The 24,325-nt window shown below is 67.9% G+C and carries 19 protein-coding genes and 1 pseudogene; 11 read left to right on the forward strand and 9 right to left on the reverse strand.

Annotation, left to right across the window (positions count from 1 at the left end; translation table 11 throughout):
- Positions 1-13 precede the first annotated feature (13 nt).
- The 3 genes from EHO50_RS16585 to EHO50_RS16595 form a co-directional block, all read right to left on the reverse strand.
- Positions 14-3,385 (reverse strand): PDDEXK family nuclease, encoded by a 3,372-nt coding sequence (locus EHO50_RS16585; RefSeq protein WP_128430924.1) that lies wholly within the window; start codon positions 3,383-3,385, stop codon positions 14-16.
- A 111-nt stretch (positions 3,386-3,496) separates the two neighbouring features.
- Positions 3,497-4,036 (reverse strand): GNAT family N-acetyltransferase, encoded by a 540-nt coding sequence (locus EHO50_RS16590; RefSeq protein WP_181449632.1) that lies wholly within the window; start codon positions 4,034-4,036, stop codon positions 3,497-3,499.
- A complete protein-coding gene (locus EHO50_RS16595) occupies positions 4,033-5,316 on the reverse strand; it encodes an NsdA family TPR-like regulatory protein (RefSeq protein WP_128430925.1) in 1,284 nt (427 codons plus the stop codon). The genes EHO50_RS16590 and EHO50_RS16595 overlap by 4 nt, the downstream gene beginning before the upstream one ends.
- A gap of 241 nt (positions 5,317-5,557) precedes the next feature.
- On the opposite strand from EHO50_RS16595, the gene EHO50_RS16600 reads away from it, so the two are divergent.
- The 7 genes from EHO50_RS16600 (at position 5,558) to EHO50_RS16630 (ending at position 14,541) form a co-directional block, all read left to right on the forward strand.
- The gene (locus EHO50_RS16600; protein ID WP_128430926.1) at positions 5,558-6,004 is read left to right on the forward strand and encodes an ATP-binding protein; all 447 of its coding nucleotides are present in this window, start codon (positions 5,558-5,560) and stop codon (positions 6,002-6,004) included.
- 227 nt (positions 6,005-6,231) lie between these two features.
- Entirely contained in the window at positions 6,232-6,420 is a 189-nt protein-coding gene (locus tag EHO50_RS16605; protein ID WP_019759144.1) for a hypothetical protein, read from the forward strand.
- Positions 6,421-6,610: 190 nt separating this feature from the next.
- Positions 6,611-6,790 (forward strand): FxLD family lanthipeptide, encoded by a 180-nt coding sequence (locus EHO50_RS16610; protein WP_128430927.1) that lies wholly within the window; start codon positions 6,611-6,613, stop codon positions 6,788-6,790.
- Positions 6,791-7,007: 217 nt separating this feature from the next.
- A complete protein-coding gene (locus EHO50_RS16615; RefSeq protein ID WP_128430928.1) occupies positions 7,008-9,962 on the forward strand; it encodes a lantibiotic dehydratase in 2,955 nt (984 codons plus the stop codon).
- Positions 9,959-11,233 carry a lanthionine synthetase C family protein gene (locus tag EHO50_RS16620; RefSeq protein ID WP_128430929.1) on the forward strand — a complete coding sequence of 425 codons (1,275 nt, stop codon included), beginning with the start codon at positions 9,959-9,961 and terminating at the stop codon, positions 11,231-11,233. The genes EHO50_RS16615 and EHO50_RS16620 overlap by 4 nt, the downstream gene beginning before the upstream one ends.
- Positions 11,234-11,254: 21 nt before the next feature.
- On the forward strand, positions 11,255-13,336 hold the full coding sequence (gene fxlM, locus EHO50_RS16625) for a methyltransferase, FxLD system (protein WP_128430930.1): 2,082 nt from the start codon (positions 11,255-11,257) through the stop codon (positions 13,334-13,336).
- An 86-nt stretch (positions 13,337-13,422) separates the two neighbouring features.
- Entirely contained in the window at positions 13,423-14,541 is a 1,119-nt protein-coding gene (locus tag EHO50_RS16630) for a hypothetical protein (protein WP_128430931.1), read from the forward strand.
- An 18-nt stretch (positions 14,542-14,559) separates the two neighbouring features.
- On the opposite strand, the gene EHO50_RS16635 is transcribed toward EHO50_RS16630, so the two are convergent.
- Positions 14,560-15,525, reverse strand: coding sequence for a helix-turn-helix transcriptional regulator (locus EHO50_RS16635; protein WP_128430932.1), 966 nt, complete (start codon positions 15,523-15,525; stop codon positions 14,560-14,562).
- 92 nt (positions 15,526-15,617) lie between these two features.
- Between EHO50_RS16635 and EHO50_RS16640 the strand changes: the two genes are divergently transcribed.
- Positions 15,618-15,983, forward strand: a complete 366-nt coding sequence (locus tag EHO50_RS16640) for a VOC family protein (protein WP_128430933.1) — start codon at positions 15,618-15,620, stop codon at positions 15,981-15,983.
- Positions 15,984-16,184: 201 nt separating this feature from the next.
- Here the strand turns inward: EHO50_RS16640 and EHO50_RS16645 are convergent.
- From EHO50_RS16645 to EHO50_RS16665, 5 genes and pseudogenes are all read right to left on the reverse strand, one after another.
- Positions 16,185-17,899: pseudogene (locus EHO50_RS16645) on the reverse strand (relaxase/mobilization nuclease domain-containing protein).
- On the reverse strand, positions 17,896-18,465 hold the full coding sequence (locus tag EHO50_RS16650) for a MobC family plasmid mobilization relaxosome protein (RefSeq protein WP_128430934.1): 570 nt from the start codon (positions 18,463-18,465) through the stop codon (positions 17,896-17,898). The pseudogene EHO50_RS16645 and the gene EHO50_RS16650 overlap by 4 nt, the downstream one beginning before the upstream one ends.
- 160 nt (positions 18,466-18,625) lie before the next feature.
- Positions 18,626-19,957 (reverse strand): hypothetical protein, encoded by a 1,332-nt coding sequence (locus EHO50_RS16655; RefSeq protein ID WP_181449633.1) that lies wholly within the window; start codon positions 19,955-19,957, stop codon positions 18,626-18,628.
- A 91-nt stretch (positions 19,958-20,048) separates the two neighbouring features.
- Positions 20,049-20,747, reverse strand: coding sequence for an ATP-binding protein (locus tag EHO50_RS16660; protein WP_128430935.1), 699 nt, complete (start codon positions 20,745-20,747; stop codon positions 20,049-20,051).
- On the reverse strand, positions 20,744-21,667 hold the full coding sequence (locus EHO50_RS16665; RefSeq protein WP_128430936.1) for a hypothetical protein: 924 nt from the start codon (positions 21,665-21,667) through the stop codon (positions 20,744-20,746). The genes EHO50_RS16660 and EHO50_RS16665 overlap by 4 nt, the downstream gene beginning before the upstream one ends.
- A 515-nt stretch (positions 21,668-22,182) precedes the next feature.
- Between EHO50_RS16665 and EHO50_RS16670 the strand changes: the two genes are divergently transcribed.
- The 3 genes from EHO50_RS16670 to EHO50_RS16680 all read left to right on the forward strand — a co-directional run bounded on the left by EHO50_RS16670 (position 22,183) and on the right by EHO50_RS16680 (position 24,323).
- Positions 22,183-22,425, forward strand: a complete 243-nt coding sequence (locus EHO50_RS16670) for a helix-turn-helix domain-containing protein (RefSeq protein WP_128430937.1) — start codon at positions 22,183-22,185, stop codon at positions 22,423-22,425.
- A gap of 539 nt (positions 22,426-22,964) precedes the next feature.
- A complete protein-coding gene (locus tag EHO50_RS16675) occupies positions 22,965-23,171 on the forward strand; it encodes a helix-turn-helix domain-containing protein (protein ID WP_128430938.1) in 207 nt (68 codons plus the stop codon).
- 165 nt (positions 23,172-23,336) lie between these two features.
- Entirely contained in the window at positions 23,337-24,323 is a 987-nt protein-coding gene (locus EHO50_RS16680) for a tyrosine-type recombinase/integrase (RefSeq protein ID WP_246101191.1), read from the forward strand.
- The last annotated feature ends 2 nt before the right edge of the window (positions 24,324-24,325 follow it).

A 24,325-nucleotide genomic window follows, 5' to 3' on the forward strand; every position in this document is an offset into this window, starting at 1 on the left:
TTGAAAACCCGCGTCAGGAAGTAGAGGTGCTTCGTTCCAGCGTTCGGCGCACGCGCAAGTGTGTATCGGTAGCAAGCTTATCTCGTACAACTGACGAGAGTTCATTTCCCCGACTCGCAACAGCGGCGCGGACTTCGGCACTAGGATCCTCAGCCAATTTGGCAATCATCTCCGGGGTGACTGGTCCGTGTGCCGCCCCACGCGCTCTCACGATTTCATCGTTATGGAAGACCAGCCCAATGGCGTACTCCGCAAACTCCCTGATGCTAGACGCGATGGCAACAACCGTGCTGGCCCCCAGCCTTTGCACCCTTCGATCGCCTTCACGCAGTAGCGGCAGCGCCGAGGCCATAGCTTCTTGAGCGAAGCTTTGTTCCTCGGGCGTCATTTTAGAGTTGCCTTGGCAGGATGCCGCAAACATCTCAGAACTGGCTACCAGGGCCAGTACCGGCAGTTGGTCGCCACCCATATTCAACTTGAATCGACTTAGTGAATGATTTGAGTCGATTTCAAGTTTGTCTGTCTGGGTGTAGTGCGGAGCTCTATGCACTTCAATCAAGCGTAGGGCGAGATCTCTCGCGGTAGCCTTTGGCACCTTAGGTACGAGATATCGCAACGCTCTCACCGTTTCTGCGCGGAATGCAGCTCCCTGCTGCGAATCCTCGGCAATAGCCGTCATATGGGAGGCTACAGCTGCCGCGAGATTCGCTGGCGGTCCAGCAGCAATAAGTGTGGCGTTATCTAGCGTTTCATTCTCTGAGTTCTTCTCCGTATCAGTCGGTGGGGGAGAATCAGACGATGACAAAGTTTGGTGCACTGCTAGTACGCCACCAGCAGGACGAGCCTTTTTTGAGGTGAGTTCTTCGGGAGGGAAATGAGTAAGATTCTCAGCCGTAAGTAGCACGAGTAGCAGGTTCACCGTAGTCGACTGCTGTGTACCCATAGCTGTCATACTTCGCGGAACTCCGACACGCCGTCGCAGTAGTGCCGCGCAGGCCCGACGTGCGGCGAGTTGAACAGGCTGCGTTGCAACGCCCCAACCAGCCAAGACTTCGATTGCCGACTGTTGACCCTCTTCAGCGAGCGTGGTGACAACTGGCAGCAGCGGTTCACGCGCTTCTTTCGGGATGCCTTCTACCAAATTCCAGAGCTCTGGATGCGGCTGTGGAAGTTGCAGCATGCGCCCGATCGCTTTTGCGACGTCCTGGCGACGAGATTCGACTGCCCAATAGGTTTGTACAAGAAGATTCGCGATGACATCGCTGATTCGAGTGCTATTTTTCAGCGCAGGCTCTGCCATCGTAAGTACCCTATCGACAGCTGTCTCAGGGATGCGCATACCGAATCGGGCGATACCATCCAACGCATCACGCTCTGGACGTACCTGGAATGCAGGCGCTTGCCACACGCCCTCGGCAACTTCAAGAAGTCTCTCAATTACCTCTGGCACGTTGTTGTCCGGAATGGTGGAGGATTGCGCGCCGATCACTTGCACTGCAGCAGCGCGACGCCGACGTAGAGGAGAGCCAACCCACATGCTGACATCTACAGTGTCCGGAATTTTCTGAGCGACCTTCCTAGCTTGAGATGCCTCACCGGCACGGATATAGCATTCGAGCGCATCGGCCGGATGTTCGCTCGCTTCAAGGACCTCGCCGAACAGTTTCAGCGCAAGGATTTCTCCCTGTAGGTGCCCGGCCAATCGGTGCTCCCACAAGTGGCGGCGGGTGCTTTCAAATGCATCCGGAAGCCTATTACCGCGTGCAGCCTGCATCGCTTCGAGCTCTGGATCGTATGATGCAGCAAGTAGACGCTGCCGGTTCGGGAGAGAATTGGCAATGTGCTGCAGTCCAGGAAGCTCGAACCGGCCCTTATCCCATTCCAGGAGGCGTGACGACCACATTGCACCCAGTGCATCGCCGTAGTAACTTTCTTCACTGCTGGCGATCGCTGCTTGGCGCCAATAGCTGTCGGCTCGCTCAAAATCCCCGTGAGTAGCGAAAGCATAAGCAGCACGAGAAGCTACCAGGCCACGAACATGAAGGAATCGCCCAGCGAGGGCATCGTCGACCGCTCTGCGATAGGCAGCGTCAACCTCGTCTGGTGACGCTGCCGCAGTCAATGATGCATCGGCAACCGCACAGCGCAGTCGTGCGCGGATCTCTACGTCAGTGCTGGTAGCAGCCGAAGCCATCTCGCGCAATTCAACGAGTCGAGTAGCCGTCTGCTCGTCCGTTGTAGCGACGACCGAGCGTGCAGGAACAAAGTCGTATAGGCCATCAACCACTGCTTGCTCGAGAAGCAGACACGACAATAGTCCGGTTCGTGGGGCCCGTGCGGCAGTCAACGTGCGGAGCGCCGAGACACCGTCATCGAGGTTGCTTCCTTCGCCGTACCAGAAGGCGACACAAGTAAGTGCCGAAAGTTCCGCCCGTTCTACGTCACTACGATGTGGTGCCAAGCTCTCCAAATTACTCAGCAAAGAGCGCACGGTACTCGTTGACCCGGAAAGTACACGCTGCAATGCCAAGTCGAACAATACCCTGAACGCACTTTCGTGATCGCCGCCAGCTTGCGCAGCCTGCGCCTGGCGTCGACGCATTTCTGTTGCGTGCCCTGGGAAATTCCCTTGAAGCAATCCCTCTGCAACCCTCCCAAAGAGTTGGGAAGCCTTAAGTGGATCTATTGGTTCAGCCTGAGTGGCATCGGCTTCCAAAGCGTCCAACTGTAGAACAGCGATTGGGTCTTCAACGAGTCCCAGTGATTTAGGCGCTGCTAGGTCCGAGGGCGATGGTTTGTAGCCACAGTATGTTTTCGCCCACTGAGGCCCGAAAACTGCGTACACTAGATGTGGCATATCGCGCAGCATGCGACTTAGAGTTTCAGCGCCCCATGCGTCGATCTCTAGATCTCCAGCATAACTGGTCTGCAATTCTTCAAGGGTGTCGACATTTTCGGTATCTCTGTCCAGTCCAGCCGATGTCACGACTACAAACCGATATGGAGAAAATCTCCGCGCCTCACCCCTGTATTTTGGCGGCCGAGGCGGCCCTGAATACTCTTGAACAGCCTCGCGCAACTTGGCGCCGGTGAGTTCCTCAAACCGCTTTACTTGATAAAGTACCCTTGCCGATGGGGTCTCTCGCTCGACGATATCTAGGCCGTACTGCTTCTGGCCTCGTCGGCCATAAAACTGAACCCCGATATTGTTCCGGCGACTGACGATTTCTGCGATAAGCCTTTCGAAGACTTCAGGATCGAGGTCAGCGAGTGGCAATAGGGCTGGATTTTGGACAGGAACCGGAAGTTCCCCGGCCTGGGTGCGCCGGAGAACATCCGGCAAAGTCAGCTCAACGACATCGGTTCCAACCTCAACGTTCGCCACGGGATAAGAATACGACCGAACTGTCTCGCTGCCGAGCAGTTCGTAGTGCTTCCTTGTAGCGCCTTACAACCGGCTCGTAGCTCGAAGGCGGCGGATCATCGTGAGTGCTGGTCAGTCGACGCCGCGGATCATGACGTTGAGGACTGGCGAGGCCGGTGACGGCTGGCTCTGGCCGATGTCCTCGTACCCCCACGACTTATAGAGAGCGTGGACTTTTCCATCGCCGGCGGCCGGGTTGACCATGAGCGTGACATACGGCTCGTCGCGGGTGGCGAGGAGGGCGTCATGGATGCGGCGGGCGGTGCCAGTCTTCCGCCAGGTTGGCCGGACGCCGATCTCCTTCAGGGCCACCGCCGGGCGCTCGGTGTACTTCTCGGCGGGCGCCGGGCTGGTGCGCTGCCAGTAGCGGTCGCCGTGCTCGATGGTGTTGCCGTAGGCGTAGCCGACCGGATGCCCGTCCGCGTACGCGAGGACGGCCGTGAACCCCGGCTCGGCGCCGTGCCGGTCCAGGCGTTCGCCGAACGCGGTGACCGCGTAGTTCGGCAGGTGGAGGAGTGGGGCGCGTACGTCGGCGTACACGTCGAGGAGGTCGCCGCGGGCTGAGTCGAGGGTGATGAAGGTGCGCAGTTCGAGGGCGGGCGCCGTGGTCATGCGGCCATCCTCCAGGTGGCGGTGTGCTCGGTCCAGGTCTGCACGGTGGAGCTGCCGGGCGCGGTGGCGCGCAGTGCGGCCCCGAACTCCTGCAGCATGCGCGTGACCCGGGCGTGCTGGGTCGCGGCTTCGGCGGGGACCTTCATCGCGGTGGCCGTGGCTGCGTCGGGGGCGCCCTGGGCGAGCTGGGCGTGGGCGAGCCGGGTTGTGGTGATGGCCCGGGAACGGATCATGTGGGGCCGGAGGGCGGACAGGCAGCGGTGGGCGTGGTACTCGGCGGTCGAGTAGTCGCCGAGCGCCAAGTGCGCGGAGAGCGCCAGGGAGTCCAGCTCGGCCTGATCGTAGAAGGCGAGCATCCACACCGGCCGGTAGTCGGTGGGGTCGGCGCGCAGCATGGCGTCCTGCGCCTGCTCGAAGGCCCGGCGGGTGCCGGTGCGGTCCTGTGCCGTGCCGTGGATGGCGCCCTGGCGGGCCAGACCGAGGGAGGCGAACAGGGGGTCTCGGCGGGTGAGGTGCAGGTTGCGGGCGACGTCGTTGGCGGCGAACGCGTCGGCGGGGCGGCCCATGTGGCGGTACATGGTGCCAGCGTGGCTCCAGATGCGGAACTTGATCGCCTGGTCGCCGGACATCTCGGCGAGGGCCTGGGCCTCGCGCATGTGCGCCATGGCGATGTCGTAGCGCCGGCCGTCGATGGCGGCCCACATCGCGGAGGAGCGGAAGGCGGCTGCGGAGGCGTAGAGGTTGCTGCGTACGCGCTGGGTGGCGCTGCCGGCGTTCTGGAGGTTGAGTGCCTCGTCGGCGAGGGCGGCGGCCCGCTGCTCGATGCCGAGTTGTCCGCCGTGGCGGTGATCGCTGGCGATGATCTCGGCGAAGCGCTTGTTGAGGCGATTGACGTCGCTCATGCCGATACGGCGCGGCGATGCGGTGCCGGGTGCGGCTGCTGCGGCGGCAGCCGCAGCGATGCTGCCGACGAGAGTACGGCGCTTCATGTCAGGGTCCTCCTGCTGCAGTGGGGCCGGGGTGGACGAAGGCCGGCCCCGGGGCACGAACCCTAAAGCGACGGCGGGTAATCCGGTGACGTCCTCAAGTGCCCTGCGGGCAGCTGACTTTGGCCACGTGACCCGGCCCGCTTTCCATGCCCTCACCGATGAGCCGTCGAGCCCTCCAGGGCGCCCGGTCAACCGTTCAATGGCCCTGTTCACGGCCTCGGCGAGGCTGTTGGAGCTGTAGCCGTGTTCGGTCATCCACGCCTCAAGAACGGTGTTGCGGGTGGTGTCCATGCGGGCACGGTAGCCCGCGCGATCCTCACCCGCCAGGTAAAGGAGAGGTCAAAACGCCCTAGGTTGGTCCGTCGACTGAGCACCTGAACGTCCTAACCCTCCTGCTGTGAAAGGGAGTTGTCTGGGTGCTGGTCGCCCGCCGCGCCCCACCGTGCGGGCGGCTGTTGACGGCCCGGCTCGCCCCTGAGGTTCCCCCGCGGGGGCGGGCCGGGCGCCGAGACGACACGAAGGCTCCACCCCAATGACGAGTCTGAGAACACCAGTTGCGGCCCTCTCTGTCGGCCACCCGACGTACAGCCAGACCTTCCCGTGCAAGCCGTCCACGGCCGAGATCGGCCGCGGCCTCGTCCGAGACGTCCTCGGTGTGTGGCACCTCGACGGTCTCGCCCACCGAGCCGCGCTGATCGTCACAGAGCTGATCGCGAACGCCTGCCGGCACACCCCATGTTCCGAGATCCGCCTCACGGTTGCGCGACCGGATGCGACACGACTGCGTGTCGGGGTCGTGGACCGGGAACCAGCGCGTCTGCCCATGCTCAGCCAGGCGGCTGACGACGACGAGTCGGGCCGCGGACTGCTCCTCGTCGATGCGGTCGCCGACCGCTGGGGCTATGACCTGCACGGCTCGGGCAGACGCCCCTGGGGCAAAGAGGTCTGGGCGGAACTCCGCACCGGGGGCGGCGAGTGAGCATCCCGGCCACGGCACCCTCGCCCCTTCCGGATCTCGCTCGACTCCGGCCCCGCCAGCAGATGGCCATCGACTGCGCCCTCTGCGCCTGGCCGCTGGGAGCGAGCGGTCGACGGCTGGGCGAGATACGCCACCGGGGCCGGCCGTTCCAGCTCTGGGCCTGCGCTCCCAACTGCCAGGCCGCCAGATCGACCATCCCGACCAGCTGAGAAAGGGGACGTCCTTCCATGGAGTGGCCGTGGATCACCGGTGATTGCTGGCTCGGCTGCGGGCGTACCGGAGTCCTGGTGATCTGGCTCGGCCCGGTGCAGTGGGACGGGCAGCACGCACCCTTCTACGCGTGCGAGCCCTGCCTCGATCGTCTCAAGGCCCAGGCACTCGCCTACTTCATGGAGCGGCGGCCGGCATCCGCTTGATCGGACTCACGGCACACGACTTCCCGGCGTGAGGCAGGCAGCCCGCGAGGACTTTCCCACGCGGAGCACGTCCCTTCGTGCCGGGCGGCCAGGAGCCGTCCGGGGAGCAGCCGTCTGGCGACGCTCTCGTGGCGGCATCTGGTGGGCGCTCCAGCCCAGTAACACCACAACGATTGTGAGGAGTTGCAGCATGACGCGCAGCACCGATGTTCCCGGCCGCACCGAAGTACGCCCGCAGATCCCGGGGGCGTCGGACGGCTTCGACCTGGACGTCTCCCTCGTCGAGATCGCCGACCCGGCGGGCTTGGTCAACCTGACCGACGACAACTGCGGGTCCACCTGCGGCGCCTGCACCACCAACGTCGCCTGACCTGGACCCCCGGTCACCTCGGCCTGGTGCCGCCGCGTCTCCGCGCGGCGGCACCAGCCCCCGGCCCCCTCACCTACGGAGGTACTTGGTGGTTGCTTCGCCTGCAGCGTTCCGTACCGGTTCCGCTGCTCTCGTGCGCGCCGTGGCCCGGCCCTCGCTGCCGATTCCTCCATGCCCTGACCTGGATGACCGCTCGCCCAGTGGTTCGTCTGCCCGCGTGGCGTGGTTACGCGCGGTCTGGGCGAACAAGGACGTCACCGAGGCACTCCAGCACTCCAGCCCGGTCCTGGCCGCGCAAGTAGGGGCCCTGTGCACAGCCGAGGATCCCGCCCTCCGGGATGTGCAGCGCGCCGCGCTGTCCGTGGCCCGCTACCTGCTCCGGGCGCAGCACCGGGCCACACCCTTCGGCCTGTTCGCCGGCGTGGCCACCGCCGAGTTCGGCCCACAGGCCCGGGCCGACTGGAGCGAGGAGCACGTGGCCGTCGGCCGCGCAGGGGCAGAGTGGCTGGCGGCCCTGGTCGCACGGCTGGAGTCATGCCCGGACCTCCTCGAACGGCTACCCGTTGTCGTCAACAACACCGTGACGTACCGGGGAGACCGGCTCGTCGTGCCGTTCCAGCCCGACGTCCAGGACGACCGGACTCGCGCGGTCGAGGCGTCTCTGGCCCTGACCGAACCGGTGCGCGCCGTCCTTGCCGCGGGCCGACTACCGATCCGGTTCGGCACCCTCGTGGAAAAGCTCCAGGCGGAGTTCCCCCAGGCCGGTCCCGAGAAGGCGCGTCAACTGCTGGCGGAGCTGATCCGGCGGCGGGTACTGATCACGGGCCTGCACGCTCCGAGCACCGAGACCGACGCCCTCGGGTATCTGGTGGGCCAACTCGACGCGATCGGCGCCGGAATCCTCGCCCCGGTCGCCGAGACCGTACGCGAACTCCGCGCGGTCCGGGCGGGTCTGGAGGAGTGCGCCACGCACGGCGGCCGGGACAGCGTCGCGGCGCGGATGCGAGACCTCGTCCCTGGCCTGCGTCACCACCCCGTCGCGCTCGACCTCCGTCTGGACGCGCAGATCGTTCTGCCGGAAGCGGTCGCCCGAGAGATCGAGCGCGCCGCTCTCACCCTGACCCGCTTGAGCATCCGCCCGTACGGGGCCGCCGCCTGGAACGAGTACCACCAGCGGTTCTACGAGCGGTACGGCATCGGCACGATGGTGCCGCTCGCGGACGTCGTCGCGGACAGCGGCACCGGCTATCCCGACGGCTACCCAGGCGCTTCGGCCAGCGCACGCAGGCCCCGCGTCTCCGCTCGGGATGACGCCCTCGTACGGCTGGCTCAGACCGCCGCGCTCGACGGCCGCGACGAAGTGATCCTCACGGACGAACAGATTGAAGCCCTGGACGTGGGTCCCGACAAGCCTCGGTTGCCGCCGCACTTGGAGATCGGGGTGCGGGTGCACGCGGCCAGCCTGGAGGAGTTGCAGCGCGGGCAGTTCCGGTTGGAGGTCGTCAGCGTGTCCCGTGGCGCCGGCGTCTCCACAGGCCGATTCCTCAGCGTGCTGGCCCCCGCCGACCGGGATGCCCTGGTCACAGAGCTTGCCGACCTCCCAGCCGCAGACGGCAACACCATGCCCGCGCAGCTCTCTTTCCCACCCCTCCTCCCCGAGAGCGCCCACGTCACCCGCTCCCCACAGGTGCTACCCACCCTGATCAGCCTTCAGGAGCACCGCGCCCCGCAGGACACCGTCCTCACCCCGGAGGATTTGGCTGTGGGGTGCGACGGCCGCCGCATGTACCTCGCCGTCCCCGAGCGAGGCCACCGCGTCGAGGCCATCGGAATGCACGCGCTGAACCTCCACACCCACACCCCACCACTGGTGCGGTTCCTCACCGAACTGTCCCGCGCCCAGTGCGCGCAGGTCACCGTCTTCGACTGGGGCGCCGCAACGGCGATGCCCTTCCTTCCACGTCTGCGGTACGGCCGGACCGTGCTGGCCCCGGCACGCTGGCGGCTGGAAGCGTCCGAACTGCCCGGCCATGCCCGTCCTCGGGCTGAGTGGGACGTTGCGCTCAGCGACTGGCGTGCCCGGCGGAGGCTGCCGCGCCACGTCCATCTCGTAGAGAACGACCGGCGCCTCTTCCTCGACCTCGACGAGGGCGGCCACCGTGCGCTCCTGCGCAGACACCTCGACCGTACGCGCCTGGCCGTACTCGTCGAGGCCCCGGAACCAGAGGCGTACGGCTGGTGCGGCGGGCGAGCCCACGAGGTCGTGGTGCCCCTCAAAGCAACCAGGCCGTCGACATGGCCGCCACTGCCAGCCCCCAGCCGGGCCCGTGCCCTGTCTGCGGACCAGATGCAGACGCCTGCCTCTTCCTCGGTTCTTCTGGCCGCCCTGTACGGCGATCCCCGCCGCCAAGACGTCTTGCTCTCCCGGCACTTGCCCGGCCTCCTCGAACAGCTCGGCAACCCGCCGTGGTGGTTCATCCGCTTCCGAGACCCGGACCAACACCTCCGCGTACGCATCGCCCTCCCCGACCCGGAAGCCTTTGCCGGCACGGCCCGAACGGTGAGTGCCTGGGCCGACGAGCTACGAAGCATCGGCCTGCTGTCCGATCTGCGCTATCCCACCTCCTACCGGGAGATGGGCCGCTGGGGCTCCGGCGCCGCATGGGAGGCGGCTGAGGAGGTCTTCCGGGCGGACTCGCGCGCCGTCCTGGCCCAGCTCACTCAGCCTCAGCGCCCTGGACCGCGCACGCTGGTGGTGGCGCACACCGTCGCTATCGCCTCCGCGTTCCTCGGCGGCACCGCAGCAGGGATGCGGTGGCTGATCGACCACATCCCTCCGAAAGCCCCCGCTCCCGTTCCACGCCCGCAGTTCATCGACGCCGTACGGCTCGCCGACCCGTCCGACGACTGGGCGGCGCTGCGCCATGTCCCGCGCGGAGACGCCATCGTGTCGGGATGGGCTGACCGGGATACGGCGCTCGCCAGGTACCGGCCGCACCTGCCCGGCCCGGACACCCAAGGCATCTTCGTCGACGACGTCCTGACCTCCCTGCTGCACGTCCACTTCGTGCGCCACGTCGCAGTGAACTTCCCGGAGGAAGAGGTGTGCCTCTACCTGGCGCGCGCCGCCGCCCTGGCCTGGACCGCCCGCACCCGTGGGAGGACCTCGTGACCGCTCACCCCACGCTCGGCCTGGTCCACGCCATCGCCACCCGGCTCGCCGACCCCGACACCGTGCCCCTCGGCTCCAGACTGCTGTCCTCGGACCGGCAGCATCTTGCTTACGGCCCGCCCGGAATCGCGCTCCTGCACATCGAGCTGGCCGCCAACGGCCGAGGCCCGTGGCACCGCGCCCACGACTGGCTCACCGCCGCCTCCCGGCAACCGCTCACCAGCGGCCCGGACAGCCACCCGTTCTACGGAGTGCCTGCCTTCGCCCATGCCCTGAGCTGTGCCGCCGACCACCTTCCTGGCTCCTACCAGCGCGCCCTCGACGCGATGGACGGACAGATCGCAGTCGACGTCGGACGCCGTCTCGACGCCGCACACCGCCGCATCGACGCCGGACGCCTGCCGCAGCTCGTCGAGTTCGACGCCATCCGGGGCCTCACCGGATACGGCGCCTACCTACTGCGCCAAGACCCCGGCAGCTCCACGATGCGCGCCGTTCTCGACTACTGCGTGCGCCTCACCGAACCGATCACCCACCACGGCGAGACCATGCCGGGTTGGTGGACGGAGACCGGGCCCTCGGGCAGCCCCGACGACCGATTCCCTGGAGGGCACGCCAACACCGGTATGGCACACGGCATCGGCGGCGTGCTCGCGCTCCTGGCCCTCGCCGCTCGGAACGGCTTCCTCACCGACGGGCACCACGCAGCACTGCGCACCATCCTGGCCTGGCTGGACCGCTGGAAAGAGAGGGCCGACGGCGGACGGGCCTGGCCGTACTGGGTCACTCAGGGCGAACTGCGCCGGGGGCGTCTCGGCTCGTCAGGCCCCAGGCGGCCGTCCTGGTGCTACGGCACCGCCGGCCTTGCCCGCGCCCAGCAACTTGCCGCCCTCGCCCTCGGCGACACCGACCGCCAGAGCGACGCGGAGAAAGCGCTCGTGGCCGCCCTCACCGATCCCGAGCAGCTGAAGGCCACGACGGACAACGGCCTCTGCCACGGGTTCTCCGGCCTCGCCCACGCAGCCGCGCGTACGGCCGACGACGCCCACCCCTCGACCGCAGAGAAACTCCGCGCCGCGATTCCGGCCCTCCTGGCTGCGGTCACCCCTCCGGGCACCGACCCCCAACTCATGGCCACGGCGCTCATCCAGGACGAGAAAGGCGGCCCCGGTCTACTCGACGGCGCCGCCGGCATAGCCCTGGCCCTCCTCGCGCCCAGCATCACCGCACCACCCCGGTCCGCCTGGGACGCATGCCTCCTCATCGCTTGATCCACCAACCGAAGGACATCCATGCCCCCCGACCGCTGGCAGCAGCACAACATCACCTTCGTCCAGCGCGAGAGCGCCCGGCGCACCATCGCAGAACGCCTCGGCCCAGCCCTTATCGAGGCAGAGGCCGACGGGCAGCTCACCAGCTGGTGGTTCATGAACAAGCAGCCCTGGCCGCTGCGTTACCTCGCCGACGAGCCCTCACCAGCCATTGAGTCGCTCCTGAGCGACCTCATCGGCGACGGCGTGGCCGTCTCGTGCTTGCCCTGCGTCTACGAGCCCGAGACCGACGCATTCGGCGGACCCGAGGCCATGGACGCAGCCCACGAACTGTTCCACAGCGACTCCCGCCACCTGCTCACCTACCAGCCGAGCCCGATGCACTTGGGACGCCGGGAGACCGCCGTCCTGCTGGCGAGCGTCATGATGCGCGGTGCTGGACTCGACTGGTTCGAACAGGGCGACGTATGGGCGAAGGTGGCAGCTCTTCGACCGGCCACCAATCCACCACAACCGGAACGAGCCGCCGAACTGGCTCCGGCTATGCGGAAGCTCATGACCGCCGACACCCACAGCCTCTGCCGCCTGGGTCACCCACTCCACGCGCACGAGGAATGGGTGACCGCCTTCGAACAGGCCGGCGCCACGCTCGCCGAACTCGCAGGCCGCGGCGCCCTCACCCGCGGCCTGCGAGCCGTCATCGCCCACCACGTGATCTTCCACGCCAACCGCGCCGGTCTCCTCCGGGACGACCAGAGCGCCCTGTCCCACATCGCACGAGAGGTAGTCATGGGAACGAGTGACCACACCGAGTCGCCCACCGAGGCAACGGCCGACATCGATAGCGTCAGCGCGGTGAACACCGACACGATCACCACCCCCACGGCGGACGCCGAGCGCCTCCGCAACGCCCTTGTCGACCAGCTCCGTGCGGACGGACACGCCCGCACGCCCGCCGTCGAGACCGCGTTGCGGACCGTGCCCCGCCACGTGTTCGTGCCCGAGGCATCCCTCGAAGACGCCTACGCCAACGCACCGGTGCACATCAAGTACGACACCGACGGAACGTCCATCTCCTGCGCCTCCCAGCCAGGCGTCGTCGCCCTCATGTTGGACCAGCTCGAAGCCCAGCCCGGCGAGCGCATTCTCGAACTCGGTGCCGGCACCGGCTACAACGCCGGTCTGCTCGCCCACCTGGTCGGTGAGAACGGACATGTGACCACCCTCGACGTTGACGACGACCTCGTGGAGGGTGCCCGCACGCACCTCGCCGCCGCCGGGATCACCAACGTCGAGGCCGTGACCCGCGACGGGGCCCTCGGCTACGCCGAAGCAGCGCCGTACGACCGGATCATCGCCACCGTCGGCGCGCACGGTGTACCGCACGCCTGGCTGCAGCAGCTCGCACCCGGCGGCCGGCTCCTCGTCCCCCAGCGTCTCAAGGGCACCGTCTCCCGCTCCATCGCCTACGAGCAGCGCGACGGCCGGTGGGTATCCCTCGGTAGCGAGATGAACACCTTCATGCCGCTTCGGCGGGGCATCGCTGACGACGACCGCCGAGTGATCCCTCTCAGCACGGACGGCGCCGTACGACTCCAGGCCCCCGCCGGGCTCAACATCGACGCCGACGCCCTCGCGGGCGTACTTGACCAGCCGCGCACCGAGGAGTGGACCGGTATGACGGTCCGCGCCATGGAGTCGCCAGAGTGGATGGAACTGTTCGTCACCTGCTCCCTGCCCTCCGGCCTGATCCGGATGCTCTTCCCCCAGAGCGCCAAGGGCGCTCTGCTCACCGAGGACCCCTACCCCTCGTCAACTGCGGTCATCGACAAGGGCGCCGTCACCTACCTCGCCCGGCGCGTATCCAAGGAGAAGACCCCCGAGGACGACAAGCTCTGGGAGTTCGGCGTCATTGGCCACGGCCCCGGCAGCGATGAGCTGGCCGCGAGGGTCGCCGACGCCATCCGCACCTGGGACCGCGACTACCGCGACCGTGAGGCCACGTTCGAAATCCAGCCCCTCGACGCCCCGGAGATCGAGCAGCGCCCCGGCCTCTTCGCCCTCGACACCCCGCTGAACCGCATCGTCGTCGACTGGCGGTGACACCCCACGTGGGGCGGCGGTGCCCGCGGCACGCAGGCGGCGGGCACCGCCGCCCCACCAGCCCTCACTCACACACTGGGGGACCCATGGACCCGCACGGCCCCATAGCCCAGCGCTTCCCGCTCGTCGCGCGATTCCGACCCGCCTGCCTACCCCTGCCTCAACGCGTATGTGCTGTCGTCGACTTGGCCGACACCGCGGTGAGGGCGACCGACCAGGGGCTCGCATCGGCTGTCTACAACCAGGCCGCGCTCATCGCCTCCGACCTCGACCTCCCCGACCTCGCACGCGCGATGTGCCACCAGCACGCCGCCGCCTACCTCCACGCCTGTCCCCTGCCCGGCATGAGCGCGATCCGCGGACTGGAACCAGTCGTCAACCTGGCCCGCCTCCAGATCCGCGCCGGCCACGTCGATGAGGGCCGTCAGCGACTCCTCGACCTGTACAAGGCCGTCGAGTCGGGCACGGCCGCCCGCTTCGAGGGCGTCAACGTACCCGCGGATCTCACTGCGACCGACGAAGACCGCCAGGAGGTTCGCGCGTGGCTGTGGCGCGTCCTCCTCGCCGACGGCACGCGCACCCTCACTACCGAGGGGCAATGGGCCGAGGCCCTGGCGCACATCAAAGCCCACCATGGCATCGGGAAGCGGATGCTCGACGGGCGGCAGGTCGCCGTACTCGCCGCCCTCGTTGCGAACGACACGGCAGGGGCCGCTGGCCTGCTCACCGACACGTTGCCCGGCGATCCATGGGAGCAAGCTGTCACGGCCTGTCTGACCGCCTTCTCCCGGCTCAGCGCCAGGCAGCCCGTCGACAGACACCTGAAGGACCTGTTAGCCGCCTATCTCGGGCGGCAGGCCGAACCCGGGATGACCGTCTTCGACATCCGGCTCGGCCTTACGGTCCTCGACGCGATCGGCTCCGCCGAGGCGCCCGCCGCACACCTGGTGGTCGAGGACCTCCACCGCAGGACAAGGAACGCCGAGGACGGCTACGCAGCCCGCGAGAACCTGGCGCACCCCCTGTTCACCGCGATCGCCACAGACCGGCAGTCAGAGGACTGCCGTGCACTGGTTCGTGCCTGCTCCCTCAGAGCTGGGACCATCCCGGAAAAGTGGCAAGGAGAGCTGAAGGAGGCTCTGCGTGCCTGTGGCAGCGTGATCCGGGAAAGCCTCGGCGCGTCGAGCGACTGCCGGACTGACTGAACACCTAGATGTTGCGGGTCAGGACGTTGGTGACGGCGCATAGTGGTGGGCAAGGTTGGTGGCGAGGTCACGGAGGTGAGTCCTGGCTTCGGTGGGGCCGTGCACAGTGATGGTGCTCCCGAACGGCAGTAGTGTTCGCACGTCCTCCAGGTGCAGGAAGCGGATCCTCACCCTGTGGCCGGTGGCGGATTCCTCTTGATCCTCCTGGACGAGTCGTTGGCCGAGGATCCGTCGCGCTCGCTCGATCTGGGTTTGGTCGATGGTGGCGCTGACCTCTATCGCATGGTTGTGTTCCCACTGGTCAACGAGCGCTGCAGCGACGGTGGCCAGGGTCTGGCTCTCGCGGATCCGTCGTGGCTGGTCGACTTCTTTCCACGTCGTGATCCGTTCGAGTCGGTACATCCGTGGCACTCGGGCACAGTCGGCGACGAGGTACCAGATGCCGGCCTTGGCGAACAGCCCGTAGGGATCCACGACCAGGTCGCGTGAGCATGACTCGCGGGGGCTGTCGTACTCGATCCGTAGCCGGCGACCGCGCCGCACCGGGCCGATCAGCGAAGCCGGAGCCGTGCCGGAAGCACGGGCCTGGAGCCAGGGACGGCTGTCCACGTGCACTACGTCGGTGAGCGGCAGGAGCTCATCAACCCGACGTGGCTGTGCAGCGGCGATCTTGGAGAGCGCGCGCCGGCTCTCGACCGATGCGTTGAGCTCCGCACGCTGCTTCTCATCCAGCCCAGTGAGCGACAGATGATCACGCTCACCCGGCGTGAGTCGCGTGAGGTCAAGTCCGGACCCGGGCAGCATGGTCACGCCTCCGAGGCAGCCCCGTTGCGCGGTCACCGGCAGACCGGCGTCGCGGAGCCAGTTCAGGTCCCGGGTGATGGTTCGAAGGGACACCCCGAGCGCCGAGGCAAGTTCCTGTGTGGTCACGGCATCCCTCGATGCCAGGAGCAGCATCAGGGAGAAGAAGCGGTCTGGGGTCACACACCAAGCTTTTCAGGAATTGCGACATGATGCGGCGCATATCCCGGTCAGGCTGGCGGATGCGTACCCACGACCTGCGAGAAGGAAGAACCATGACCACATCCGTCGTGTCCATCGTCTACGTGAACGACGCTCCCGCCGCAGCGCGTTTCTACGGCGACCTCCTCGGCATGAGCCCGTCGTTCGAGACGCCGGGATACATCACCTTCGACCTCGGGCCAGGCGCTGACCTCGCTGTGTGGTCCGGCCGGTTCGAGGATCTGTCAGCGGACGTCCCGCGCACCAGTGAGGTGTGCCTGGCCACCGACGGTGGGCCCGACGAGGTCAACGCGATCTTCAAGCAGTGGCAGTCCAAGGGTGACACGATCCTGCGCGAGCCTCATGATCTGGGGTTCGGGCTCACCTTCCTCGCAGCCGATCCTGACGGGAACCGTATTCGCGTGGCACCGCGGGGCTGAAAGGCCACAGTGAGGCAGGCGCACACGATGGGTGTCGCGCCTGCCGTCGTCTGACTTCGCAAGGACGACGTGTGCCCCCGCGAATGCGCCCCTGAGCGTCGAGGGTCGTAGGCAGCTCGTGAAGCACGATCACCAGATCCAGCGCGATGCATGCTTGCCACTCTGGCAGTCGCGCAGAGACGCGGCAGGAGTACTCGGCAGCTACCGGCGCGGCCGACGCTGCTGTTCGGCAAGCGTCGTGTTCGCCGCTGCAGGCTGATCGTTTCGGGTCGGCTGGGCAGGGATCGAGCCTGCCATGGTCGACTGTAGGCGTGCGGCCTCGGCAAGGCGGTTGCGTGCCGGGTTTCGGCCGGTGTGTTGGATGCGGGTGATCAGCACGCGCGCGGGCTGGCGGGCGGTGGTCAACTCGCGTCGGGCGGCAGCTTCCTTGAGGAGCTGGTGAGGCTGGTGGCCACGGGCTTCGGCGTCGGCGAGGACGGTGGCGAGTGCCGGCCAGGCCGGGTCGGTGAGGATCCGCTCGGCGTGGTCGGGGAGGGCTGCTCGTACGTCGTTGGCGAGAACACGGCGGGCTTGATCCCTGGGCGGCCGGGCTGTGAGTTCGGCGAGCGTCGGAGCAAGTGCTCGGTCTGCGGCCGCCTGCAGGTGCTGGACGGCTTGACGGGCGGCGTCGGCCTGGTGGGCGTGGCTCTTCGCTTCGTGCCAGCGCCCGGCCACGACGGTCGCCCAGACGAGGGCGGCGACCAGGGCGGCCAGTGCGCTCCCGTCGGGGCCGGTGGCGGTGTGGACGATGTCGCGGGCCGCGCTGCGCAGCGCGTGAGCGGCACGGTCTTCGGCCCGTACCTGGGACCGTTGGGCTCGGGCGAACGCCTTGGCGGCGGCCTGGAGTTCGGCGCGCAGGTGATCCGGGGCCTTCTGAGCAGTGGCTTCAGTCAGTTCGCCGAGGGCGGTGACGTGCGCCTGGGCGTGGCTTTCGTCGGCGAGGTCGATGTGGAGGGTGTCGAGGGCCTCGATGGCCTGCTGCCAGGGGGTGCTGGGGCGGCTGCGGCGGGCGGTGGGGTGTTCTTCGGGGCGGCTGGATTCGAGGCGAGCCTTGATTTGGGCAGGGAGAGGTCGGGGGCGATCTTGCCTCCGGGATGGAAGATCTGCTCGCCGGCCTCGTTGACGTCGCCCGAGCGGCCGGCGGCGTAGCCGAGGAGATCTCCTGATGGGCCGCGTCGGGCCTGGACCTCGACGCCCTCAGCTTGCAGGTAGGCGATGAATTCCTCCACGTTGCTCACGTGCGGGATGGCAGCGCGGATGCGGTCCTGGAGCCACTCGCGGCTGGTCTGGTCCCAGCCGAGGCGTTCGGCCTTGTGCATCTCGGCCTGGCTGGGGCGGCGAGTACCGGTGCGGTCGCCCTTCTTCAGGCGGCGCAGCCCGTAGTCCTTCTCGATCTCGCGGCAGGCGTCGCCGACGCGCAGGCCGCTGTCGTGGAGTTTGGGGCGACGGCCGTCTTCACGGACGGTGGTGGCGAGGATGTGGATGTGGTCATCCGCGTGGCGTACGGCGATCCAGCGGCATGCCAGGTCGTCACCGGCCGGAGCGATGCCAGCGGCTTGGACGATGCGTTGGGCGATCTCGGCCCACTCGGCGTCGGAGAGGCAGCGGTCCTCGCCGGCAGCGCGGACGGGGCAGTGCCAGACATGGTCGGTGACCGGCTTGCCGAACTCGCTGTTGCGCAAGGAGACCGGCTCGTCGAGGTAGCGGGCGAGTTCGGTGAGGGTGGCGTTCTCGTCGCGGCCGGGGTCGGGCATGCCGAGCATCGCGAAGCCGGCCACGATATGCGGGTCGAGGTGCTCGTCGTGCTTGCCGGGACCGTAGAGGTAGGCGAGCAGGCCGCGGGTGTTGGACCCGGCCGGTTTGATGGCGGCGATCACGCGGACGCCTCCGTCTCCGGATCGGCGGGCTGACGCAGGGCTTCGGCGATCAGCTCCAGCAGGTGGTGGAGTTCGGTGAGGCGTTGGCGTATGTCGGGTGGGGTGTGGTCGCTGTTGAGGGCGCGGGCGATCTGGTTGATGTTGACGCCGATCCGGTTGAGCTGGCGCAGGACCTGGGCGCGGAAGATGTGGGTGCGGCGGCGGTCCTCGGACAGGGGCAGGTTGGCGGTGAACCGGCCGGTGATGAAGGCGAGGACGATGTCGGCGGCGAAGCCGGAGTCGCCCTTGTAGCCGTGCTCGGCGGCGGTCTCCTGGAGTTGGGTGTGCTCGTCGCCGGTGAAGCGCAAGGGGCCGACGCGGACGACGCGTTTGGTGCCGGTGAAGCGGCGGATCGCCGGCTGGACGCTCTTCACGACAGGCTCACCGCCGACCGCCTCAGCAGCTCCGGCGGCGCGTACGGGGTGCAGGATCTCGCGCTGAACGGTGTGGAGCGTGTCCAGTTCGGGGTTGCCCTCGGCCCCGAACGTCTGGTCCGGCGCCCCCTGGCGCTGGGCCGTCTCCGCCACCCCCGGGGCGGAGCTCCCCGAAGTCCGGCCTTGAGTCGGACTCGGGGTACTACTGGCTCCCGCCGAGGTGGGGGTGGTCATCTCTGTTGGAGCGACCGGCAGTTCGTGGTGCGAGTCGTGCATTGATCGGTCTTCCATGAGGTTGGGGGCGGGGGCGGTCTCAGTGAGGGTGGTCGGCGCGCGCGGCCTGTTCCCTGTTCTTGACGGTGCGGACGACTTCTCCGGCGATGTCGCTGCCGACGCTGTAGCCGTTCGCGCGCACGGTCTCCTCCAGCAGGTCACGGGAGAGACGTCCGTGCTCGTCGTAGAGGTGATCTGCGTAGTCGATGAGGAGCTCGCGTGTGGCGCGCGGTTTGCGGCCCTGGCCATTCGGCTCTGCCCGCGAGGTCTTGCCCGGATCGTCGCCCGGCGGTTCCTCGCCCGGTTTCGATTCCGGGCTGGAGGTCGTGCGGGCGGGCTGCTGCTGGCGGTTCTCGGGCTGAGGGCGGGCTGCCCGGTCGGCAGTGTCACCGCCCGCGACCTTGGCGGGCGGGCGGCCCGGAGCCTCTGCCCGCTTCGCTGACGTGGCCCGCGGGCGGGCGGTCACGGTGCCGCCCGTCGTGCGCTCGGCAAGATCGGGCCAACGGGCGGGCAACGGGACGGTGACCAGGGCGAGGGCCTGTTGGCGGGTGGCGAGCTTGCGCAGCAGCAGCTCGTCCTGGCGTTCGTCGCGGTCGACGTCGGCCTGCTCCAGGGCCTTGTGCAGGCGGCGGGTGAGGCGTCGGCCTCGCGGTTTGCTGCGTTTCTCGGGCTTCATGGTTTCTGCCCGGAGGATCAGGGTGACCGCCCGGTCGAGGGCGCGCTCGCGGATGATCCGGGCGGAGTCTGCGTCCCGGTCGGCGATCCCCAGGCGGGCCAGCAGCCGTTCGCGTGCCTGTCGGGTGAGGACGGCGGTCAGGCTGCGGGAGTCGGCGTGCGGGCTGCGGTTGCGTAGTTCGATGCCCATGGCCAGGTGCCACAGCACGGCCGCCAGCACCGGGCCGACGAAGGCGCGCACGGTTCCGCCGATCAGTCCGGACTCGGCGTAAGCGGGCACGATCTGCACGCCGGTGATCACCCAGGTGAGGGTGCCGGGCGCTCCGGGTGCCTGCTTGGGGCCGTTGAGGTTCTGCCGGGCCATCAGGGCGGTGGCGAACAGGGCGAGTTCGGCGGCGGCGAACATCGCGGCGCGCTCGACGGTGCCGGCCATGTCGAGGTAGTCGGCGGCGAACCGCCAGCTGGTGTCCGCGCTGTATGCGGTGCAGCCGATCGCAGCGACGGCGGCGACCGGGATGGCGGCGGTGCCACGTTGCTGCCCGTTGCCGCGGTTGCGGGCGCGCTGCCACAGCCATCCAGCGGCCAAGGCGAGGGCAACGAGTGGGACTACGGCTGCTGTGGGTGAGGGGATCCAGTGCGCCAGGGACGCTGCCTGGGACGTTGCGGCGCTTGTGGCCACGGTGCTGCCGGATGTCATGCAGGGGCTCTCCAAGGGCTCGCGCGATCGAGGGCATGCCTGTGGGCGGGCGGGTGAGGTGAAGGTTGGGGGGGGAGACGCGCGGCTGCCGTCAGGTGGCGGGCGCGGTGCGGCGTCGGTCGGGGCCGGTGAGGATGACGCGTTCGGTCATCTCGGCGAGGCGGGAGGCGACGCGGTCGCCGAGTGCGGTGCGTAGCTCGGCGGTGGGGAGGTTGGTGGTGATGAGGGTGGGGAGCATGTGCTCGTACCGGTGGTTGATGAGCCGGTAGGTGAGCTCCTCGGTCCACTCGCTGGTCTTGGCCGCGCCGAGGTCGTCCAGGAGCAGCAGCGGGCAACGGGCCAGCGTCTGCAGTTCCCGTTCTCCGTCGTGGCCGGCGCGGGGGCGGAGCCGCGCGTGGAGGTCGGCGGAGGTGGTGGCCTCCCAGCGCAGGCGGACACCTCGGGTGAGGAGGGCGCGTACGGCGCCGTACGCCTGGTGGGTTTTGCCGGTGCCGGTGGGGCCGGCGATCAGCAGCGACGGTCCCTCGGCGATACCGGGTCCGCTCGGGCCGGGGCGTCCGGCGCGGGCGATCTGGTCGGCCCAGGCAGTGATCTGGGGGTGGTCGGCCAGGGCGCGGCGGTAGCGGGCGGGGATGCGCGCGTCGGCCAGCTCCAGGGCGGTGACGCGCTCGGCAGGTGGTTCCTGGGCGGCAGCGGCGGCGGGGTCGATGCCGCGGCTGGCCAGGATGCCGTTGAGCCGGTCGGCGAGTGGACCGAGCTGGCGGGGCTCTCGGCTGAGGGTGGCGGTCAGAGCTCATCTCCGTAGGCGGCGACGACGTCGGTGGGGTTCGTCCACGCCCGGTGGGAGGCGGGCGTGGCGGGGGAGGCGGCGTTCATGACCTCGTGGACGAGGCTGGGCAGAACGCTCGGGGACAGGCCCTTGACGCGATGCCGTTCGAGGGCGACCCGGAGATGGATGGGGGAGATCCCCTCGTCGAGCAGCTTGCGCACCTGTCCGCCGAGCTGGTTCAGGAAGGCATCCGGCGGGCGGTGGTTGCACGCCGCGACGTACTCGCCGAGGAGCTGCTTGGCCGAGACGGTGTCGGGCGCGAGGGCGCTTGCGCCCCCCGAAGGGGTATCTCCTAGATCCATGATCCTAGGTCCTAGATCCGGGCAGTGAGGCTTCACCGACGGCTCCGGGAATCCTCCGTGAGTCCTCACTGAGGGCTCCGTGTATCCGGCCTGACCTGCGACTTCGTCATCGGTGTCCGGATTCACTGCGGGCTCGCGCATCTCCCGTGAGCCCTCACGGAGGGCTTCGCGAGGCGGCAGTGAGGGCTCCGTGAAGCCGACCTGTGCGGCGCTCGGCCTGGCTCCGGCGGGAACGTCGTGGTGCGGGCAGGCCGGGAGGCGGCTCTTGCTCGGCCGGTTGATCTTCTGGTGCCGGCTCCAGGTGACGATGTGCAGGTACCGCTTGTCGTCCGGCCCCTTGTAGCGGCAGAGCAGCCCGGCGTCGGCGAGCTGGGCGAGGTCCGTCTCGACATCGGACGGGGTGTGCTCCGGGCGCAGCACCCACAACTGGCCCGCGATGATCGCGGCGTGGTCGCGGTGGCGGCCCTGGTCGTCGGCCTGGGTGAGCAGGCCGATGAAGGTGCGCTCCGCAGTCAGGGAGACGGCGGCCAAGGACTCGGAGACGAAGGCTTCGGGCTTGATGGTGCGGATTCGGGCCAAGAGGGGGGTGGTTCCTCACTCGGTTGCAGATGGGCGGGCACCCATTGCTCACCGTCGATGGGCGGTACGGGCTTCAGGGGTGGGGGAGTTGACTGGTTCTGCCGCGCGGGGCGCGTCGATGGCCACTCGCGCTTTCCGGGGGTGTCGTCAACATAGCCACACCCATGCGGCGCAAGTCCAGCCCTGTCCCGCGCAATCTCTCACGGCAGAAAGGCGCAGAGAAAGGAGTCGGGAAGGGGAGGTTGCAAAACTGTAGGGCACGATCGGCGGTTGACGAAATAGTTGCCTTGGTTGCCGAGCCAGAAGCATCACATAGAGAAGCCGTTGACGCCCCGCCGAGAGGGAAGCTACAACACAACACCCCACGTCAGAGCACTCGCAGAGTGGCAGTAGATGTACCGGATTTCGATACATCCCGACCTTCCGCGGTCGCTTACCCAGCCAACCGCGCGAGCGCAACATAGACGACGATCGCCGGTTCACCAAACCGGCGAATGCGAGCTACAAATGGAGCCATGGCAGCACGACCCCTGGAAATCGGTCCGTACGGAATACGGGCCGCCCGCACCATCGAAATCCTCCGCACGGAACGCGGCCTCGCTCAACGCGAACTCGCCGCCCATGTCACCGCCCTCGGCCGCCCGATGTCCAACACGATGCTGCCCCGCATCGAACGCGCCCAACGCCGGTGCGACGTCGACGACCTAGTCGCTCTCGCCCAAGCCCTGGATGTCCCTCTCCTCACCCTGCTCCAGTGATCGGCTCGTGAGGCGAGAAGCAGCCGACTCCTGCGTGTCCGGCCCCCTGCCCTGTCGGCTCGTGAGCTGAGTCTGCCGGGGGCTTATAGCACCCGATCCCCGGTTACCGAAACCGGGGATTCTCCGGATGGTTTGAGGTGTCCAACGGGACCGACCCCTCTGTCCCACGTGGCTAGACGCGCCCCAACCCAACCAAGGGGGTACACGAAGTGCCTGCGCTTTCCCCGCGCTGCCGTACCGAAGAGCCGGCTGTCGCAGAGTTCCGCCCCCACTCCAGCGTCCTCCGACCGACCGTTTCGGCTCTTCCTCACGCCTTCAAGGCGTGAGCTCAGCCCGAGGCCCCGCCTGACAACGGCGCGGTTGCCAAACGCCTGCCCCGCACATCGCCAGCCCTCGTGCCCACGACGCGTCACGCCGTAACCGCTGACGCCTCGATGCCCTGGCAAGGCTGATTGGCCTTCTGCTGAACCGGCCTACAGCCCGGCTGCCGAATCGCCGGGCCACTCATCCCACCCCGCCTGCACCGCCAAGGACTCCCCATGCCTGCCCGCTTGCTCTCCATACCCGCTGTCGCCGCCGCTCTGGACGTCGACCGCCGCACCGTCTACCGCTTCATCGCCGCCGGCGACTTGCCCGTCGTCGATCTCCGTACCGGGCCCGGACGTTCCCGCGTGCGTGTACCCGCTGCCGGTCTGGAGGAGTTCATCAGCAGCAGGACCGTCATCCCGGCCATGGCCCGTCGCTGACCCACACCAGTTTCCGAATCCCTCGGCAGTCGAACAAGGAGTAGATCCACGTACCTCCGGAAACTGGCATCCGGCAAGTGGCAGGCGACCGTACGCAACAGAGCGGGAGACCGGTTCAGCGAGTCGTTCCCCCTCAAAGCACAGGCCCGAGCCTGGGGCGCCGACATGGAGACCCAGTTCGCTCGCGGCGCCCTGCGCGACCCGCGAGCGGGCGAGATCTCTTTCAGCGACTGGCACGACCGGTGGTGGAACGCCCGCATCGTCGAGCCCCACACCTTGCGCGGCGACGCCTCCTCCATCAAGAACCATGTCCTGCCCTACTGGGAGGGCTGGGAGATGCGGGCCATCACCCGCATGGACATCCAGAGCTGGATCCGCGCCCTGGTGGAGAAGGGCGCGGGAGCCTCCGCGATCAAGAGGGCGTACAACCTGACGTCCTCCATGATGCGCGCGGCGGTCGACGACGACATCCTCGCGGTGAGCCCTTGCCGCAACATCGACCTGCCGGCCATCGCGGTCAAGCCGCCGCAGTGGTTCACGCTCGATCAGGCGCAGAGCATTCTGGACGAACTCCCCACGCCCTGGCGGACGATGTGCTTGCTCGGCTTCTACACCGGGCTGCGCTGGGGCGAGCTCTCCGGCCTTCACCGCCACCGCATCGACCAGCGCCGCTCGCGCCTGTTCGTGGTGGAGGTGAACACCAAGAGCGGCATCAAGGAGTATCCGAAGAGCTCCAAGAGTCGTCGCGAAGTCCCCCTCCCGCCCCACGTCCTGGAGGCCCTCGAACGCCACATCCACCGGCTCGAACGGGACGCCGTGGTGTTCACCACCATCACCAAGGGTCGTGCCGGCCGCCTCCTCAGCGACAGCAACTGGCGCACACAGACGTGGTGGCGGGCCGTCGATGGCGCCCGCTACTTCGACGGCGACGGCGAGCAAAAGCCTGTCCCGCACTACCCGCCGCACTCCATGCGCCACACCAGCGCCTCATGGCTGGTCCAGAAGGGAGTCTCGCTCTACGAGGTCCAGCACCTCCTCGGTCACGAGAGCTTCCAGACCACCCAGCGCTACGCCCACCTGCAGCCGGACGCGCACAAGGCGGTACTCGGAGCCTGGGAGCGTCTGGACGCGCCGTTGACCATTGCCGCATGAAC

This window comes from Streptomyces cyaneus (assembly GCF_004028635.1).
Taxonomy (GTDB): domain Bacteria; phylum Actinomycetota; class Actinomycetes; order Streptomycetales; family Streptomycetaceae; genus Streptomyces; species Streptomyces cyaneus.

What these genes read in the sequence shown, in the direction of transcription:
- EHO50_RS16590 (WP_181449632.1), bottom strand. Translation starts at nt 4,036, where the DNA reads ATGACCACGGCGCCCGCCCTCGAACTGCGCACCTTCATCACCCTCGAC.
- EHO50_RS16595 (WP_128430925.1), bottom strand. Translation starts at nt 5,316, where the DNA reads ATGGACACCACCCGCAACACCGTTCTTGAGGCGTGGATGACCGAACAC.
- EHO50_RS16600 (WP_128430926.1), top strand. Translation starts at nt 5,558, where the DNA reads ATGACGAGTCTGAGAACACCAGTTGCGGCCCTCTCTGTCGGCCACCCG.
- EHO50_RS16605 (WP_019759144.1), top strand. Translation starts at nt 6,232, where the DNA reads ATGGAGTGGCCGTGGATCACCGGTGATTGCTGGCTCGGCTGCGGGCGT.
- EHO50_RS16610 (WP_128430927.1), top strand. Translation starts at nt 6,611, where the DNA reads ATGACGCGCAGCACCGATGTTCCCGGCCGCACCGAAGTACGCCCGCAG.
- fxlM (WP_128430930.1), top strand. Translation starts at nt 11,255, where the DNA reads ATGCCCCCCGACCGCTGGCAGCAGCACAACATCACCTTCGTCCAGCGC.
- EHO50_RS16630 (WP_128430931.1), top strand. Translation starts at nt 13,423, where the DNA reads ATGGACCCGCACGGCCCCATAGCCCAGCGCTTCCCGCTCGTCGCGCGA.
- EHO50_RS16640 (WP_128430933.1), top strand. Translation starts at nt 15,618, where the DNA reads ATGACCACATCCGTCGTGTCCATCGTCTACGTGAACGACGCTCCCGCC.
- EHO50_RS16655 (WP_181449633.1), bottom strand. Translation starts at nt 19,957, where the DNA reads ATGACATCCGGCAGCACCGTGGCCACAAGCGCCGCAACGTCCCAGGCA.
- EHO50_RS16670 (WP_128430937.1), top strand. Translation starts at nt 22,183, where the DNA reads ATGGCAGCACGACCCCTGGAAATCGGTCCGTACGGAATACGGGCCGCC.
- EHO50_RS16675 (WP_128430938.1), top strand. Translation starts at nt 22,965, where the DNA reads ATGCCTGCCCGCTTGCTCTCCATACCCGCTGTCGCCGCCGCTCTGGAC.
- EHO50_RS16680 (WP_246101191.1), top strand. Translation starts at nt 23,337, where the DNA reads ATGGAGACCCAGTTCGCTCGCGGCGCCCTGCGCGACCCGCGAGCGGGC.